General features: G+C 68.0%; 17 protein-coding genes. 14 read left to right on the top strand and 3 right to left on the bottom strand.

Going from position 1 to position 16,781, the window contains the following annotated elements:
- Position 1 precedes the first annotated feature (1 nt).
- From ITJ43_RS03100 to ITJ43_RS03075, 6 genes are read left to right on the top strand one after another with little or no spacing between them, the layout of a single operon-like run.
- Entirely contained in the window at positions 2–1,813 is a 1,812-nt protein-coding gene (locus tag ITJ43_RS03100) for a peptidoglycan D,D-transpeptidase FtsI family protein (protein ID WP_194582029.1), read from the top strand.
- 40 nt (positions 1,814–1,853) lie between these two features.
- Complete coding sequence (locus tag ITJ43_RS03095; RefSeq protein WP_194582027.1) at positions 1,854–3,266, top strand: UDP-N-acetylmuramoyl-tripeptide--D-alanyl-D-alanine ligase; 1,413 nt, start codon at positions 1,854–1,856, stop codon at positions 3,264–3,266.
- Positions 3,263–4,372 carry a phospho-N-acetylmuramoyl-pentapeptide-transferase gene (gene mraY / locus ITJ43_RS03090; protein WP_194582025.1) on the top strand — a complete coding sequence of 370 codons (1,110 nt, stop codon included), beginning with the start codon at positions 3,263–3,265 and terminating at the stop codon, positions 4,370–4,372. The genes ITJ43_RS03095 and mraY overlap by 4 nt, the downstream gene beginning before the upstream one ends.
- Before the next feature lie 8 nt (positions 4,373–4,380).
- Entirely contained in the window at positions 4,381–5,958 is a 1,578-nt protein-coding gene (gene murD, locus ITJ43_RS03085) for a UDP-N-acetylmuramoyl-L-alanine--D-glutamate ligase (RefSeq protein ID WP_194582023.1), read from the top strand.
- Entirely contained in the window at positions 5,921–7,186 is a 1,266-nt protein-coding gene (ftsW, locus tag ITJ43_RS03080; protein WP_194582021.1) for a putative lipid II flippase FtsW, read from the top strand. The genes murD and ftsW overlap by 38 nt, the downstream gene beginning before the upstream one ends.
- A 48-nt stretch (positions 7,187–7,234) precedes the next feature.
- Positions 7,235–8,332, top strand: coding sequence for a UDP-N-acetylglucosamine--N-acetylmuramyl-(pentapeptide) pyrophosphoryl-undecaprenol N-acetylglucosamine transferase (locus ITJ43_RS03075; RefSeq protein WP_194582019.1), 1,098 nt, complete (start codon positions 7,235–7,237; stop codon positions 8,330–8,332).
- 9 nt (positions 8,333–8,341) lie between these two features.
- Here the strand turns inward: ITJ43_RS03075 and ITJ43_RS03070 are convergent, their stop codons facing one another.
- From ITJ43_RS03070 to ITJ43_RS03060, 3 genes are all read right to left on the bottom strand, one after another.
- On the bottom strand, positions 8,342–8,710 hold the full coding sequence (locus ITJ43_RS03070; RefSeq protein WP_194582017.1) for a GntR family transcriptional regulator: 369 nt from the start codon (positions 8,708–8,710) through the stop codon (positions 8,342–8,344).
- On the bottom strand, positions 8,707–9,339 hold the full coding sequence (locus ITJ43_RS03065) for a hypothetical protein (protein WP_194582015.1): 633 nt from the start codon (positions 9,337–9,339) through the stop codon (positions 8,707–8,709). The genes ITJ43_RS03070 and ITJ43_RS03065 overlap by 4 nt, the downstream gene beginning before the upstream one ends.
- 331 nt (positions 9,340–9,670) lie before the next feature.
- The gene (locus tag ITJ43_RS03060; protein ID WP_194582013.1) at positions 9,671–10,132 is read right to left on the bottom strand and encodes a MarR family winged helix-turn-helix transcriptional regulator; all 462 of its coding nucleotides are present in this window, start codon (positions 10,130–10,132) and stop codon (positions 9,671–9,673) included.
- A gap of 62 nt (positions 10,133–10,194) precedes the next feature.
- Here ITJ43_RS03060 and ITJ43_RS03055 point away from each other — a divergent pair, with 62 nt between their 5' ends.
- The 8 genes from ITJ43_RS03055 (at position 10,195) to ITJ43_RS03020 (ending at position 16,780) form a co-directional block, all read left to right on the top strand.
- Positions 10,195–10,725 (top strand): phenolic acid decarboxylase, encoded by a 531-nt coding sequence (locus ITJ43_RS03055; protein WP_194582010.1) that lies wholly within the window; start codon positions 10,195–10,197, stop codon positions 10,723–10,725.
- A 76-nt stretch (positions 10,726–10,801) separates the two neighbouring features.
- Positions 10,802–12,208: a UDP-N-acetylmuramate--L-alanine ligase gene (gene murC / locus ITJ43_RS03050; RefSeq protein ID WP_194582008.1), complete on the top strand. Its 1,407-nt coding sequence runs from the start codon at positions 10,802–10,804 to the stop codon at positions 12,206–12,208.
- Between the two features lie 3 nt (positions 12,209–12,211).
- Positions 12,212–13,240 (top strand): FtsQ-type POTRA domain-containing protein, encoded by a 1,029-nt coding sequence (locus tag ITJ43_RS03045; protein ID WP_194582006.1) that lies wholly within the window; start codon positions 12,212–12,214, stop codon positions 13,238–13,240.
- Between the two features lie 187 nt (positions 13,241–13,427).
- Positions 13,428–14,576, top strand: a complete 1,149-nt coding sequence (ftsZ, locus tag ITJ43_RS03040; RefSeq protein ID WP_194582004.1) for a cell division protein FtsZ — start codon at positions 13,428–13,430, stop codon at positions 14,574–14,576.
- The gene (locus ITJ43_RS03035) at positions 14,573–15,265 is read left to right on the top strand and encodes a YggS family pyridoxal phosphate-dependent enzyme (RefSeq protein WP_194582002.1); all 693 of its coding nucleotides are present in this window, start codon (positions 14,573–14,575) and stop codon (positions 15,263–15,265) included. The genes ftsZ and ITJ43_RS03035 overlap by 4 nt, the downstream gene beginning before the upstream one ends.
- Before the next feature lie 32 nt (positions 15,266–15,297).
- A complete protein-coding gene (locus tag ITJ43_RS03030; protein ID WP_194582000.1) occupies positions 15,298–15,765 on the top strand; it encodes a cell division protein SepF in 468 nt (155 codons plus the stop codon).
- 2 nt (positions 15,766–15,767) lie between these two features.
- Complete coding sequence (locus tag ITJ43_RS03025) at positions 15,768–16,070, top strand: YggT family protein (RefSeq protein WP_194581997.1); 303 nt, start codon at positions 15,768–15,770, stop codon at positions 16,068–16,070.
- A 107-nt stretch (positions 16,071–16,177) separates the two neighbouring features.
- Complete coding sequence (locus ITJ43_RS03020) at positions 16,178–16,780, top strand: DivIVA domain-containing protein (RefSeq protein WP_194581995.1); 603 nt, start codon at positions 16,178–16,180, stop codon at positions 16,778–16,780.
- The last annotated feature ends 1 nt before the right edge of the window (position 16,781 follow it).

Raw genomic sequence — 16,781 nt, 5'->3', positions numbered from 1 at the left:
CATGACGACTCGAGCCACCCGCAGCCCCCGTCGGCGTACCGTCGTCGCCCTCGCCGTCGTCCTCACGGTGCTGTCCGCATTCGTGGTGCGCCTCGTCGACATCCAGGTCGTCAACGCGCGCGAGCACATCGACGACTCCCAGACCTACGCGACCGGGGCCAAGTCGACCCTGTATGGAGCGCGCGGCGAGATCGTCGACGACAACGGTGTCGTCCTCGCGAGCAGCACGACGCTCTACGACGTGCAGATCGATCCGATGTTGGCCGCGCAGGGCGTGGCGCAGGTCGATGCCAGCGGCAATACGATCACCGACGCGGACGGCAAGAACGTCATGACCCCCTGGACGGATGTCGCGCCGAAGATCGCCGCGATCACCGGGCAATCCGCGGCCGATGTGGAGAAGATCGTCTCCGATGCCCTCGCCACGGATGCCAAATCGCGGTTCGCCTACGTCAAGCGGTACGTGTCCACCGAGGAATACCGGGCGCTAGCGGATCTGAAGCTGCCTTTCCTCACCTTCCCGCTGCACCCCGCCCGCACCTACCCCGACGGCGCGGTCGCCGGAAACCTCGTCGGCTTCGTCGGCTCCGACGGTACGCCGTTGGAAGGCTTGGAGTCGCTGCAGGACTCGTGCCTGGCGGCGACCAACGGCAGCTTGACCTATCAGCGCGGGGCAGACGGGGTCATCATCCCCGGCACCGAGGTCCAAGACCCCGCCGTCAACGGGGGAACCCTCAAGCTCACGATCGACAGCGACCTGCAGTGGTTCATGCAGCAGCTCATCGCCGAGGAGACCGCCCGCTACCAAGCCGACTGGGGCGGGATCATCGTCATGGAGGCGAAGACCGGCAAGATCCGCGCGCTGGCCGAGACGAACACCGTCGACCCCAACAACCCGGGCGCGTCCGACCCCGACAACCGCGGATCGCGCCTGTTGCGCGTGTCGTACGAACCCGGATCGACGTTCAAGCCGGTCACAGCGGCGACGGTGATCGAGCAGGCCGGTCTCACGCCGACATCCGCGGTGGAGACGCCGGATCGCATCCAGTTCCCCAACGGTGCGGTCATCAACGATTCCGAGAGTCATCCCACGCAGAACCTCACGCTCACGGGCGGCCTGGTGGAGTCGTCCAACGTCGCGATGTCGCAGTTCGGAGCGATGGTGGCGCCCGAGACGCGCTACGACTACCTCAAGAGGTTCGGAGTCGGCGACGGCACCGCGCTGAACTGGTCGGCCGAGCCGAGCGGTGAGATCCGCGACGCCTCGACGTGGGACAACCAGACCTACTACACGACCACGTTCGGTCAGGCCTTCACCGTCACGCCGACCCAGGTGACCAGCCTCTTCCAGACCATCGCCAACGGCGGTGTGCGCATGCCCGCCCAGCTCGTCGAGTCGTGCACCAAGCCGGACGGTACGGTGGTCACCCCCAGCCTTCCCGCGCCCGTCCAGGTGATCAAGCCCGAGACGGCCTCCGAGGTGTCCCAGATGCTCGAGAACGTCTACGCGCAGGGCACGCTGGCCGATGACATCAAGATCCCGGGCTACCGGCTCGCGGTGAAAACCGGCACGGCGCAGGTGCCGGATGGGCACGGCGGCTACAAGGACAACCTGTTCATGACCTCGCTGGCCGGTTACGCCCCCGCCGATGATCCGCAGTACGTTGTCTTGACCCTGTTCAACGAGCCGAAGACGAACACGATGTCGTCGGCCAACCGCTCCGTCTTCAAGAAGGCCATGACGCAGGTGCTCACGCACTACCGGGTCATGCCCTCGGGCTCGGATACACCGCTGCTGCCCGTGACACAATGACGAGACCGCGACGCGCCCCCGCGCGTGAGGAACGAACCCTATGATCCGGATGACGCTGGCCGAGGTGGCCGCCGCCGTGGCGGGAGCGCTGCACCCGTATTCGACTGACACGCCTGACACCGTCATCGGCGGGGCCGTCGACACCGACTCACGGGCGATCGGCCACGGCGACATCTTCGTCGCCAAGCCGGGCGAGGTCACCGACGGACACCGCTTCGTCGTTGCTGCTGTCGAGGCGGGGGCGGCGCTGGCCATCGTCGAGCATGTCGTCGATGCGCCGGTGAGTCAGATCGTCGTCGCGGATGCCGTCGAGGCCCTGTCCGACCTCGCGCGCACCGTCGTTGCGGCTGTGCGTGCGCGCGGAGCGCTGAGGATCGTCGGGATCACCGGGTCCAACGGGAAGACGACGACCAAGAACATGCTCGCCCGCATCCTCCAGGACGAGGGCGAGACGGTGGCACCACGCGGATCGTTCAACAACGAGGTCGGCGCACCTTTGACCATGCTCCGCGTCGATGAAGACACGCGCTTCCTGGTGAGCGAATTCGGCGCGTCCGGCCCCGGCGAGATCGCTCGCCTGGCCGGTCTGGTCGCTCCCGATTTCGGCGTCGTGCTGATGGTCGGCCTGGCCCACGCCGGCGGCTTCGGTGGAGTGGAGGCCACGCTCAAAGCCAAGACGGAGCTCGTCGAGGCGGTGCGCCCGGGCGGCGTCGCCGTATTGAACGCCGACGATGCCCGTGTCGTCACCATGGCCGACGTCGCCGCCGCCCGCGACGTGGCGGTGCGATGGTTCGGACGCGGCACGGCGGCCGAAGTGCGCGCCGAAGACGTCGAGGTCACGGCATCCGGAACGACCTGCATCATCGTCGCCGGAGCCGAGCGCCACCCCCTGCGTCTGCGCGTGCTGGGCGAACACCACGTCATGAACGCGCTGGCCGCGCTGACGACCGCGCGCGAGCTCGGCGTGCCTCTGGCAGCGGCGATCGAACGCCTCGAGACCCTCGAGATCGCCGAACGCTGGCGCATGCAGCCGATGGGCTCCGATCGCGTGCGCATCATCAACGACGCGTACAACGCGAGCCCCGACTCGATGGCGGCAGCGCTGCGCACCCTGGCGCAGATCTCCGAGCCCGGTCAGCGCAAGGTGGCGGTGCTCGGCGCCATGAGTGAGCTGGGGGAGTACGCCGGCGAAGAGCACGATCGTGTCGGTCTGCTCGCGGTGCGGCTGCGGATCGAGCGCATCGTGGTCGTCGGCCGCGACGCGCGACGCCTCTTCCTCGCCGCCGTCGGCGAAGGGTCGTGGGATGGGGAAGCGGTCTTCTTCGAGTCGGCGGACGAAGCCCTCGAATACCTCCGCAGCGAGTTGCGCGACGGCGACCGCGTGCTGGTGAAGTCGTCCAACTCCGCGGGCCTGCGGCACCTGGGCGATCGTCTGGGAGAATTGTTCTCGTGAGATCCCTGCTGGCGGCCGCGACGATCTCCCTCGCGTTCACGCTGTTTCTGACTCCGCTGTTCATTCGGCTGTTCGAAAAGCTCGGCTGGGGGCAGGTGATCCGCACTCCGGAGAATGCGCACAACCCGAACCATCACACCAAGCGCGGAACACCCACGATGGGCGGCCTCGTCTTCATCACCGGGTCGATCGTCGGCTATCTCGTCGGTACCGTCACCGGCGGGGCGCCCCCGTCGATCTCCGGTCTGCTCGTGATCTGGATGATGGTGGGCTTCGGAGTCGTCGGATTCATCGACGACTACATGAAGGTCCGCCAGCAGCGCAGCCTCGGACTGTCGGGGTGGCGCAAGATCGTCGGTCAGATTCTCGTCGCGGTGCCCTTCGGCATCATGGCGCTGAACTTCCCCGACGCGCGCGGTGAGACCCCCGCGTCGCCCTACATCTCGTTCTTCCGCGATATCCCGATGCTGTCCTTCCTGGCCCTCGGCGCCATCGTCGGATGGATCCTCTACCTTGTCTGGATCACATTCATCTCGGTCGCGTGGTCGAACTCGACGAACCTCACGGACGGCCTGGACGGCCTGGCCACCGGCGCCGGCATCTTCACGGTGTCGGCGCTCAGCCTCGTCACGTTCTGGCAGTTCCAGCAGCGGTGCGCGAGCGAGGCCTTGGTCACCGCGTACGTCAGCGGCTGTTACACGACACCCGACCCGATGGATCTCACGATCATCGCCGCGTCGTTCGTCGGGGCTCTCGTCGGGTTCCTGTGGTGGAACGCTCCGAAGGCCAAGATCTTCATGGGCGATGTCGGCTCCATGGCGATCGGCGGCGTCATCGCTGCGATGGCGATCCTCTCCCGCACCGAACTGCTCTCGGTGCTCCTGGCCGGTGTCTTCATCATCGGACCGGGCTCGGTGATCCTGCAGCGCATCTACTTCAAGGCGACCGGTGGCAAGCGTCTCTTCCTGATGAGCCCGTTCCATCACCACCTGGAGATGCGCGGCTGGCCGGAGATCACGATCGTGGTCCGTATGTGGATCATCGCGGGCATGTTGGCAGTCACAGGCGTGGCGCTGTTCTACGTCGAGTGGTTGTCGGCACTGTGATCAATACCGTGAGCGGCACCCGCGATCTCGACGCCCTCCGCAGCTGGCACGCCGATTGGCGGGGCTTGCGAGTTGCCGTCCTGGGGCTGTCCGTGACCGGATTCTCCGTTGCAGACACGCTTGCCGAACTCGATGCGGATGTGCTCGTCCTGAGCGAATCCGCCGCGGACGAGTACGCGCGTCTGCTGCCGGTGATCGGGGCGGAACTGCACGTCGGATCCCTGGCCGCCGTGCCCGAGGAACTCGTCGACTTCGCCCCTGACGTCGTCGTCGCGTCCCCCGGCTTCGCGCCCCACCACCCCGTGATCGCCTGGGTGCGCGAGCAGAACATCGCGCTCTGGGGAGACCTCGAGCTGGCCTGGCGGGTGCGCGACAAAGTGCTCCGCGCCGACGGCACGCCCGCGGAGTGGGTGCTGATCACGGGCACCAACGGCAAGACCACGACGACCCAGTTGACCGCGTCGATGCTCGTTGCGGGGGGTCGGCGCGCGGCGCCCTGCGGCAACATCGGCATCCCGGTGCTCGACGCCGTCCGCGACCCGGGCGGATTCGACGTGCTCGTGGTCGAAGTGTCGAGCCACCAGCTCTGGTACTTGTCGCTGCAGGAGGGGGCCGACCGGCTGTCTCCCTACGCGAGCGTCTGTCTCAACCTCGCCGACGATCACTTGCAGTGGCACGGATCGTTCGCCGCCTATCGCGACGCCAAGGCGTTCGTCTACGAGAACACGCGCATTGCGTGCGTCTACAACAAGTCCGACGTCGCCACCCGTGTCATGGTCGAAGAGGCCGACGTCGTCGACGGATGCCGCGCGGTCGGGTTCGATCTGGGCGTGCCGGGCCCGAGCGATCTCGGCATCGTTGATGGAATCTTGGTCGACCGCGCCTTTCTGGAAGAGCGACGCACCAGTGCGCTGGAGATCACCACCCTTCAGGACCTTGCCGCGCACCACCTCACCGCTCCGCACGTCGTCGCCAACATCCTCGCTGCGGCCGCACTCGCTCGCTCGCTCGGGGTCGACCCCGCCGACATCGCCGACGCGCTGCGGAGCTTCCGCCTCGACGCGCACCGCATCGAAGTCGTCGCCACCGTCGGTGGCATCACCTGGATCGACGATTCGAAGGCGACCAACCCCCACGCAGCCGCCTCGTCGCTGGCCGCATTCCCGGGAGCGGTGTGGGTGGTCGGCGGAGACCTCAAAGGCGTCGACATCGGCGATCTGATCGCCGCGCGCGGTCCGGCTGTGAAAGCCGTCATCGTGATCGGCGTCGATCGGTCGCCGATCACGGAGGCGTTCGCGCGACACGCGCCGGGCATTCCCGTGTTCGAAGTCGACCACGCTCAGACTGAAGACGTCATGGCGGACGTCGTCGCAGCGGCGGCAGGAATCGCCCGTGACGGAGACGTGGTCCTCCTCGCCCCCGCCGCGGCATCCTTCGATCAATTCGACTCGTACGCCGACCGAGGGCACCGCTTCGCCCGCGCTGTGCAGGCGTGGATACCGAACGATGCGCCGACCGAGACTGGACCGACACGCGCAGGGGGAGCCGATGACGACGACAACCCCGTCGACCCGCGCCGGCGCTGACGACGCCGACGGAGCGGCGCCCCGCGGCTTCGCCGCTCGCGTGTCGCTGGGCCGCGTCTTCGCCCCCGTGCCCAGCGAGTTCCTCCTCATCGCCTCGACGGCGCTGCTGCTGACCGGGTTCGGTCTGATGATGGTGCTCTCGGCGACGATGGCGAAGTCGATCGCGCTCGGGGAGAGCCCGTTCGAGGTCGTCATGAAGCAGGCGATCTTCGCGATCATCGGCATCCCGCTGATGTTCGTGGCCAGCCGCCTTCCGGTGTCGTTCTGGAAGAAGATCGCGTGGCCCGCGCTCATCCTCGCCACCTGCTTTCAGATGCTCGTCTTCGTTCCCGGGCTCGGCGTGGCCAACGACGGCAATCAGAACTGGATCCAGATCGGCGGAGTGCAGGCGCAGCCGTCGGAGTTCTTGAAGATCGCGCTGGCGCTGTGGCTCGGCTACGTGCTCTTCCGCAAGCAGACGCTGCTGGGTTCCTGGACGCACGTGTTCATTCCCGTGGTGCCCGTCGGGGGCCTGGTGATCGGCCTCGTCGCGGTCGGCAGTGAGGACCTCGGCACCGGCATGATCCTGATGGCCATCCTGCTGGGTTGCCTCTTCTTCTCGGGTGTGAAGCTGCGCATCTTCATCATCCCCTTGGTCGTCGTCGTCTTCGCGGCGGTGTTCTTCGCGGTCACCAGCCCCAACCGCATGGCGCGCATCATGAGCAGCCTCGTCAACTTCGACTCGATGGACTGCTACAACGCGGCCAGCGGTGACTGCTACCAGGCGGTGCACGGCATCTGGGCGCTCGCCAACGGCGGACTGTTCGGCCTGGGCCTCGGCAACTCACGTGAGAAGTACGGCTGGCTCCCGGCGCGATCGAACGACTACATCTTCGCCATCCTGGGTGAAGAGCTCGGACTGGTCGGCTGCACCGTCGTGCTGCTGTTGTTCACGGTCTTCGCCATCGGAGCCTTCCAGGTCATCCGCAACACACGCGACCCGTTCGTGCGCATCGTCACCGGCGGCATCATCGTCTGGATCGTCGGCCAGGCGCTGGTCAACGTGGGAGTCGTCCTGCGTCTGCTGCCCGTGCTGGGGGTACCGTTGCCGTTCATGTCACAGGGCGGGACGTCCCTGCTGTCGGTGCTGCTCGCCTGCGGCGTCCTGTTGTCCTTCGCCCGCGCGCGCCCTCAGCCGGTGTTGCCCGCGATGGCACCGCTCGCCCCGTCGAGCCCGCGCCGTCGCTGAGCGCCCCCCGCCGACGCTCCTCGCGGCGCGGCCGGTAAGCTCGATCAGGTGACGACCGGTTCGGCTTCGACGACGTATCTTCTCGCCGGCGGCGGAACCGCGGGGCACGTCAATCCGCTCCTCGCGGTGGCGGATGGCCTGCGCGAGCGCGATCCCGAGGCTTCCGTTCTCGTGCTCGGCACGCGGGAAGGCCTCGAGGCGCGGCTCGTTCCGCAGCGGGGCTACGAGCTGCTCGTGGTGGACAAGGTGCCGTTCCCGCGTCGGCCGAATCTCGCCGCCATGCGCTTTCCGCTCGCGTGGGTGCGTGCTGTGCGTCAGGTGCGTCGGCACCTGCGTGAACATCACGTCGACGTCGTCGCAGGGTTCGGCGGCTATGCATCGGCGCCGGCGTACGTCGCGGCGCGCCGCGAGGGGGTTCCCTACGTCGTGCACGAGGCGAACGCGCGTCCGGGCCTGGCCAACATGCTCGGCGCGCGTCGCGCCGCGGTCGTGGGCGCCGTGTTCCCGGGCACGCCGCTTCGCGGCGCCCAGACCGTCGGGATGCCGCTGCGGCGTGAGATCGTCGACCTCGATCGCGCGGCCATGCGGGCCGAGGCAGCCGCATTCTTCGGTCTCGATCCCGCGCGTCCGGTGCTGCTCGTCTTCGGCGGGTCGCTCGGCGCTCGGCGACTCAACGAGACGTTCGCGGAGGCCTGGGAGTCGGTGGTCGGCGCCGGCTGGCAGCTGCTGCACGCGGCGGGGGAGCGCGATGAGATCGTCGACCCGCGGCATCCGGATTACCGGATCGTGCCCTATCTGGACCGCATGGATCTGGCCCTCGCTCTTGCCGATCTGGTTCTCTCGCGCGCCGGTGCCGCGACGGTGAGCGAGCTGTCGGCCCTCGGCCTTCCTGCCGTTTACGTGCCCTACGCGGTGGGAAACGGCGAGCAGGCGCTCAATGCGGCGGCGTCGGTCGCGGCCGGCGCGGCGCAGCTCGTGCCGGATGCCGAGTTCACGCCGGCCCGCGTGCGCGAGCAGATCGTGCCGTTGCTGAGCGACGAGGACGCGTTGGCCGCGATGCGCTCCGCCGCCGAAGCGCGTGCTGCGCAGGCCCGGGCGGGCACGCACAACGTCATCGCGATGCTCGACCGGGCGCGGCAGGGCTGACGAACAGTCTCAGGGCGTTGTCGTTCCGCCGCCCAGCGCGGCACGCACCAGGCCGAGAGCTCGGTCGGGATCGAGTCGGAGCACGCGCATCTGCTCGGCGAACGTCGACGCCGCGCGTTGCGCTTCTTGCATCGCCGCGTCGCCGTGCGGTGCGACGAAGGTGCCGTTGCGTCCGCGGGTCTCGAGGACGCCGGCGGCTTCGAGTTCGCGATAAGCCCGCGCGACCGTTCCCGGCGCGATGCCGAGGTCTTCGGCGAGCCGCCGCACGGGAGGCAGTCGTGTCCCGGGCGCGAGTTCGCCCGCGTTGACCTCGTCGATGAGCTGGCGTCGCAACTGCTCGAAAGGTGGCACAGCCGATGCGGGGTCGATGACGATCACGATGGTGCTCCCAGGTTGTGTGTTCGAAGGGTCAGATCCGGTCGCAGGTTCTCGGGCAGCCCGCGGCCGTCGGTGGGAAAGAAGAAGAACTGCAATCCGAGTTGCGACCACGCGATGACCTGCGCCGTCACGCCGTTCTCGAGGCCCCCGCCACCCGTGACTGCCGAGATCGTGCACACGGCCCCGGCCACGCAGAGGTAGGCGGCGACGCCACGCGCGCCGTTGAGTGCGCTGACTCGAAACAGATCGTCCCATGCGAGCTGCACCGCGGTCGAGGCCGGCTGCGAACGCGCGAGGACCGCTCGTTCCAAGGCGGGGAGGGCAGCGGTGGCACAGAGCCCGGCCATGCAGAGAACGATCGCGATCACGAGCACCGAGCGATGGATGTTCGTCACGCCGGAGACGACGACGGCGGTGGTGGCGAGCATGGCCAGTGCCGCAAGCGCGGCGAGCGCTCCTGTGACGCCCCGCCCCGCCCGGTGCCCGTAGTCGGCGCCACGGCTTTCGCGCACGCGCGCCAAGCGCGGCGACATGGATGCCGGAATGAAGAGATGCTCGCGCAGACACACGAGAGCCGTGACCGGGGCGTAGACCGCAGCAACGATCGGAACGAAGCTGAGCGAGAACAAGAGAGAGTTGTCGGCGAGGGGGTGAAGAGCAGCAGCGAGGCGGTGAGCACTCCGGTGAAGAGTGCGACTGATTCGGCGATGCGGCTCCGGTGCAAACGCCCCACCACGGCGTGCCAGGTCTCTGCGTCCGGAAGGGGAAGCCCTGACCGCTCAGACCAGGCGAGGGCGCGCCGTTCGCCTGGTGAGAACCACGCGGTGATCACGAACGCAAGCGCCCCGACGGATATCCCCAGCACGAGGACGACGGTGGCGGTGTGCGACACGGTCATATCCCTTTCGTACCAGGCAATGTGTCAATGTGTCAACACAATCAGGTCGATTCCCTGACGGCTCAGCCCGCGTCTATCGCTTCGGCGAGCGCGGCCAGTGCGGGCAGGGCGGCGGCGATGTCACGCTGGGTCTTCGCAGGCAGCGTACTCAACGCCGCGACGAGGACCGTCTCGGCGGAGGCGTCGTAGTGCTGCAGGATCTGTCGCGCACGTTCGGATAGCCCCACCTCCACGCTGCGCGCGTCGCCCACGCGGGCGCGCCGCTCCACGAGACCGTCACGCTCCAGCGCGATGCACAGGTTGCTCACCGTGGAGCGGGCGAGGCCGAGCGCGTGTCCGAGTGCCGTCGGTGACGCCCATCCGCCCGCGTCGAGACGACGAAGAACCTCGATCTGCGCATCCGGGATGTCGGGAAGTCCTGCGGCGAGCCTGGAGGCCTGCATCACTCTGCGCCGCAACGGTCCCAGCTGCGCGCTGAGTCGCCGGGCGCTGGCGTGGAGGTCGTCGGAGCTGTCGATGCTCATGCTGTGAGAATACATAGCCTAATGCGCTTGCAACAAACGCATCATCTCGAGATGATCGATACATGGACACGATCATCACCAGCGTCGAACACCCCGTCCCCCCGCAGGATCTCTCGCCGCTCGTCGGCCATCGGCTGATCTACACGTATGCCAACGGGTGGCAGTACGAGATGTACGTGAAGAACGCCACGACGATCGACTACCGCATCCACTCCGGAATGGTCGGCGGACGCTGGGTCAAAGACCAGACAGTCGACCTCGTCGCGCTGACGGCCGGCGTCTTCAAGGTGTCGTGGAACGAGCCGACCGGAACGAGCGTGGTGGTGACCATCGTCCCGGCCGAGCGGGTGCTGCATGGAACGATCTTCTTCCCGCGCTGGGTGGAGGAGGACGGCTCGAAGACCGTGCTGTTCCAGAACGAGCACCTCGACCAGATGCGTCAGTACCGCGACGAGGGGCCCACCTACCCGATCTTCGTCGTGCCGGAGTTCGCCCACATCACCCTCGATGAGTTCGTCGGAGAAGACGACGACACGGTCGTGGCCCTCGCGCCGGGGCAACTTCCCGCGGGCTTCGCCGACCGACGCAACTGAGGCCGGCCCTGCGGCGCGCGTGGACCAGCGCGCCGCAGCATCCCCTCAGCGGGAGCCGACCTAGACTTGACGAGCCATGATTCGACCCGACCTGAGCCTGCCCATTCCCGAGGACATCACCGCCGCCCACTTCATCGGGATCGGCGGATCGGGCATGTCTGGCCTCGCGGGGATGTTCCTGGACCGCGGCATCCGAGTGTCCGGGTCGGACCGCGGCGACAGCGCCGCCTTGCGCGCTCTGGCCGAGCGAGGCGCGCAGGTGTACGTCGGGCATGACGCGGCGCACCTTCCCGACGACGTCGACGCGGTCATTCACACGGGCGCCATCTGGCCCGAAAACCCTGAGTTCGTCCTGGCGAAGCAGCGAGGCCTGCCGGTGATCCACCGTTCGCAGGCACTGTACTGGCTCATCGGCGGGCGCCGTCTCGTGAGCGTCGCCGGCGCACACGGAAAGACGACCTCGACGGGAATGATCGTCACTGCGCTGCGTGCGCTCGGTACCGCCCCCACATTCGTGAACGGGGGAGTGATCGCTGATCTCGGGGTATCCAGCGGCACCGGCTCGGACGAACTCTTCGTCATCGAAGCCGACGAGTCCGACGGCACCTTCCTCTTCTACGACACCTCGGTCGCCCTGATCACCAACGTCGATCCGGATCATCTCGACCACTGGGAGTCGCGCGACGCGTTCTACGAGGCCTTCGTGCGCTTCGGCGACGCGGCGCGCGAGGCCGTGGTCATCTCTGCCGACGATGCCGGCGCTCGCCGCGTGACCGCTGCCCTTTCCCGTGACAACATCACGACGTTCGGTGAGGATGCCGCGGCCGACGTGCGTGTCAGCGACATCGTGACCGACGGCCCGGTGTCGTTCTCGCTCAGCCACGACGGCGAGACGGTGACCGGACGCCTGGCCGTTCCCGGTACGCACAACGCGATCAACGCGGCGGGTGCGGTCGCGGTGCTCCTCACTCTCGGTTATGCACTCGAACCGGCGCTTCGCGCCGTTGAGGGGTTCGGAGGTACGGTTCGACGCTTCGAACTGCACGGCGTCGAGCGCGGAGTGAGCGTCTACGACGACTACGCCCACCACCCCACCGAGGTGGCCGCGGCTCTGACCGCTGCGCGCAGTGTCGTCGGCGACGGTCGCATCATCGCCATTCAGCAGCCGCACACCTACTCGCGCACGCAGGAGATGTACCGCGAGTTCGCGGAGGTGCTCGAATCGCTCGCCGACCACACCGTGATGCTCGACGTCTACGGCGCCCGGGAAGACCCGGTTCCCGGCGTCACCGGCGAGCTCGTCAGCGGCGCGTTCCACGACCCCGCGAAGGTCCACTTCGTCGCCGATTGGCAGCAGGCGGCCGACTACACGGCATCGGTGGCCCACCCCGGCGACTACGTCATCACTCTGGGCTGCGGCAACGTGTACCAGATCATCCCGCAGGTGCTCGAGGCGCTGGCCGCGCCGAAGGCCGAGGCATAGCCGATGCGACGGCCGACGCCACTCCCGGCGCCGGAGCAGGGAACCTCGCCCGCGATCGACCCGCGAGAGCGCGAGTCCGACCCGCCCGTGCGGCGACTCGATCCGCCGCGCGCGGGCGAAGAGCCACGCGTGGCTACAGCCGACGCCGCCGATGCGCGGGAGACCGCTCCGGTGGTGCCGTTTTGGACACCGGCGCCGGATGCCGCGCGAACACTGAGTCCACGGAGCGCTCCCTCTGCGAGCGATGACGACGACGCGGAAGCCGGGACGGTCGGTGTACGCGACGTGTGGGCGGCGGCGCGGGCGCGTCGGCGCGCTCTTCGCGCCGAGGTGCGCCGATTCACCGCCCGCCAGCGGCGGCGCCGGATGGTGTGGGGCGGCGTCGGGGTGGCGTTCCTGCTGCTCGTGCTCGGCACCCTCGGCGCCGCGTACAGTCCCCTGTTCGCGGTCGAGAAGATCAGTGTCGTGGGGACCACAGCCCTCGACCCGTCGACCGTTGAGAACGCGCTGGCCTCGCAGATCGGCACGCCGTTGCCGCTCGTCGATTCCTCGGCGGTCAAAGCCGCCCTCGTGCAGTTCCCCCTCGTCGAGTCGTACGCGCTGGAGGCTCGTCCGCCTCACGAGCTGGTGATTCGTATCGTCGAGCGCACGCCGATCGGCGCGATCCAGACGGCGGCCGGCTACACGCTCGTCGATGCCGCCGGGGTGGCGCTGGCGACGACGCCGCAGCCGCCCGCCGGGCACCCGGTGCTCACTGTCACCGGCGGTCTCTCGTCGCCCGCGTTCACGGCGGTCGGCACCGTCTTCCGTACGCTTCCCGACGACATCCGAGCGCAGGTCACCGCGATCAGCGCCACATCCGCCAATGACGTCACGCTCACACTCGGGGCGGGCGGGCCCGCGGTCGTCTGGGGAAATGCCGACGACTCCGCGCTGAAGGCGAAGAACCTCGCCGCCATTATGGCGGCGAGGCCGCCGTCGAGTGTCGCCAGTTACGACGTCTCGTCGCCCAGCACCATCGTCGTCCGCTGACGGACGTCCTCCTCGCACCCGCCGGGCAGTTGCAACGGGTATCTGCGCGACACGCCCGGTGCCTGGCTCTGCGGGGGGTCATCCCCGCATACCTTCAATGAAGGAATTGCATACTGAGCAATTCTTTAAACCTCAACTAGAGGTTCAAGGTTTAGCAGTCAGGGTTCGGGACACAATGGAGGCCGGCATGAGCCAGAACCAGAACTACCTCGCGGTGATCAAAGTCGTGGGTGTGGGCGGCGGCGGCGTGAACGCCGTCAATCGAATGATCGAGCTCGGGCTGCGAGGTGTCGAGTTCATCGCGGTCAATACCGACGCTCAGGCGCTGCTCATGAGCGATGCGGACGTCAAGCTCGACGTCGGACGCGAGCTGACCCGCGGTCTCGGCGCGGGTGCCGACCCCGAGGTGGGTCGCCGCGCTGCCGAGGATCACGCGGAGGAGATCGAAGAGGCCCTTGCGGGCGCGGACATGGTCTTCGTCACGGCGGGCGAGGGCGGCGGCACGGGAACCGGTGGTGCTCCGGTGGTCGCGCGCATCGCCAAGTCGATCGGCGCACTCACCATCGGTGTGGTGACGAGGCCGTTCAGCTTCGAGGGTCGTCGTCGCCAGAGCCAGGCCGAGGCGGGCGTGTCGAAGCTGAAGGAAGAGGTCGACACGCTCATCGTGGTGCCGAACGATCGGCTCCTGGAGATCAGCGACCGCGGCATCTCGATGATCGAAGCATTTGCGACGGCAGACCAGGTGCTGCTCGCCGGTGTGCAGGGCATCACCGATCTCATCACGACGCCCGGTCTCATCAATCTCGACTTCGCCGATGTCAAGAGCGTCATGCAGGGTGCCGGGTCCGCGCTCATGGGTATCGGCTCGGCGCGGGGCGCCGACCGTGCGATCAAGGCCGCCGAGCTGGCGGTCGAGTCGCCGCTGCTCGAGGCGTCGATCGAGGGCGCGCACGGCGTGCTGCTGTCGATCCAGGGCGGGTCGAACCTCGGCATCTTCGAGATCAACGACGCTGCGCAGCTGGTCAAGGAGGCCGCGCACCCGGAGGCGAACATCATCTTCGGTACGGTCATCGACGACACGCTGGGCGACGAGGTCCGGGTGACCGTCATCGCGGCCGGTTTCGACGGTGGCGAGCCCCAGACGCGCATCGAGCCGATCGCTGCCGCGCGCCCGGCGACGGCGCCCGTGGTGCCGGCCGTGGCCGCAGAGGAGGCGGCACGCGAGATCGCTGCCGCCGACGAGAAGCAGGCCGTGACCGTATCGGCATCCGTCGCCGAGCCGTACGACTCGGTGTTCGGCGATGACGACCTGGACATTCCCGACTTCCTGAAGTGACCGAACTCGCAGAGCGCCTGACCGCCCTGGACGCCCGCATCGCGGACGCGGCCAGGGCGGTCGGGCGCGATCCCGGCGAACTCACCCGAATCGTCGTCACGAAGTTCCATCCCGCCGCGCTCGTCGCCGAGCTCGACCTCCTCGGAGTGCGCGACGTGGGGGAGAGCCGACAGCAAGAGCTCTCTGCGAAACGCGCCGAGCTCGCGGAGACCCCTCTCGGGGGCGTCCGCTGGCACTTCATCGGGCAGCTGCAGACCAAGAAGGCACGCGCTGTGCGTGCGGCATCGGACTGCGTGCATTCCGTCGACCGCGATCGCATCGCCGATGCGCTGCACGCGGCTGCCCCTGACGGCGACCCGCTGGACGTGTTTCTGCAGGTCAATCTCACCGACGACCCCGGCCGCGGGGGTGTGGCGCCCGACGACGTGGAGGTGCTGGCGGCACACACCGCTGCTCGCTGCCCCTCGCTGCGTGTGCGCGGAGTGATGGCGGTCGCGCCCCTCGCCGAGGCGCCGGCTTCCGCGTTCGAACGCCTCGCGTCGGCGGCTGCTGCCGTGCGTCGCGTGGTGCCGGATGCCACGTGGATCTCGGCCGGAATGTCGGGCGACTTCACCGAAGCCATCGCCGCAGGCGCGACACACCTGCGGATCGGCACGGCAATCACGGGACCGCGACCGGACCGCGGCTAGCCTCAGATCAGACGAGCAAACGGAGGAATGCGATGTCGAACCCGCTCAAGAAGACCATGGTGTACCTGGGCCTCGCCGACGAAGAAGAGGTTTACGATGCGCCCGTCGCAGAGACGCCGGCCCGCCGCGAACGCGGGGTCGAGCGCACCATCGAAAAGGCTGCACCCGTGACCCCCCTGCACCGTCCCGCGGTCGTGCGTCAGCCGACGGCCGGCACGGTCAGTGAGATCCTCACGGTGCACCCCAAGCAGTATCGCGATGCGCAGATCATCGCCGAGAACTTCCGCGACGGCATCCCGGTGATCATCAACCTCTCGCAGATGAGTGACGCCGATGCGCGTCGTCTGATCGACTTCGCGAGCGGACTGTCCCTGGGTCTGTACGGGCGCATCGAGCGGGTGACCAGCAAGGTCTTTCTGCTTTCGCCTGAAAACGTCGCGATCTCCGGTGACGGCACGGTGGCGCACGCCGACCCCGAGGCCGCGCCCTTCACGCAGTAGTCGTGGAGATCGTGCGCCTGGCGGCGTCCGTCGTCGACGTCCTTCTCCTCCTCTACATTCTCGCGCTGCTGGCGAGGCTCGTCCTCGAGTACATTCCGATGTTCAACCGGCAGTGGCGTCCCCACGGCTTCGGTCTCGTCATCTCCGAAGCCGTGTTCACCGTGACCGATCCGCCGCTGCGGTTCTTCCGCCGCCTGATCCCGCCGCTGCGTCTCGGACCCATCGCTCTCGATCTCGGATTTCCGGTGACGATGCTCGCGTGCTTCCTGCTGCTGACCATCGTCCGGGTCATCGAGCGCCTATAGCCCCCGTCGCACCCCCTACGAGGGCCGACTATGCTTGATCATCACGGTTCGTCGATGACGGGCCGACCGAATCGGCCCGCGTCGTGAGCCCCGAAAGAGGAAACACCATGGCTTTGACCCCGGAAGACGTCGTCACCAAGCAGTTCCAGCACGTGCGGTTCAAGGAAGGGTTCGACCCCGATGAGGTCGACGACTTCCTCGACGAGATTGTCGTCGAGTGGCGTAAGACCATCGCCGAGAACGAGGAGCTGAAGGCCAAGCTCGCGGCGTACGAGTCCGGTGATGCCGCGCCCGCTGAGGTCGTCGAGGCCGCGGTCGTCGAAGAGCCCGCCGCCGTCCAATCCGTGCCCGCGCCGGCTCCGGCGGTCGAGGCTCCGGCCGCCGGTGGTGTGGCGGCTTCGGCCGGCATCATCGAGCTGGCCCAGCGTCTTCATGACGAGCACGTCGCCGAGGGTCAGGCTCAGCGCGACAAGCTCGTCTCCGAAGCACAGGCCAAGGCCGCGACCATTCTCGCCGAAGCCGAAGCCAAGGGCCGCGACGAGATGGCCCGCCTCGAGAGCGAGCGCGCCGTCCTCGAGAGCCGCATCAGCGAACTGCGTCAGTTCGAGCGTGACTACCGCTCGCAGCTGCGTGGATTCATCGAGGACAAGCTGCGCGACCTCGACGTCGCCGGCGCCACCTCGGGTGCATCGCCCGTCTCGGCTTCCTGAG

The sequence above is a fragment of the Microbacterium sp. VKM Ac-2870 genome, from assembly GCF_015350795.1.
In the GTDB taxonomy this organism is placed as follows: Bacteria; Actinomycetota; Actinomycetes; order Actinomycetales; family Microbacteriaceae; genus Microbacterium.
Note: the sequence above shows the minus strand (reverse complement) of the source record. Positions and strands in the feature narration are given on the sequence as shown.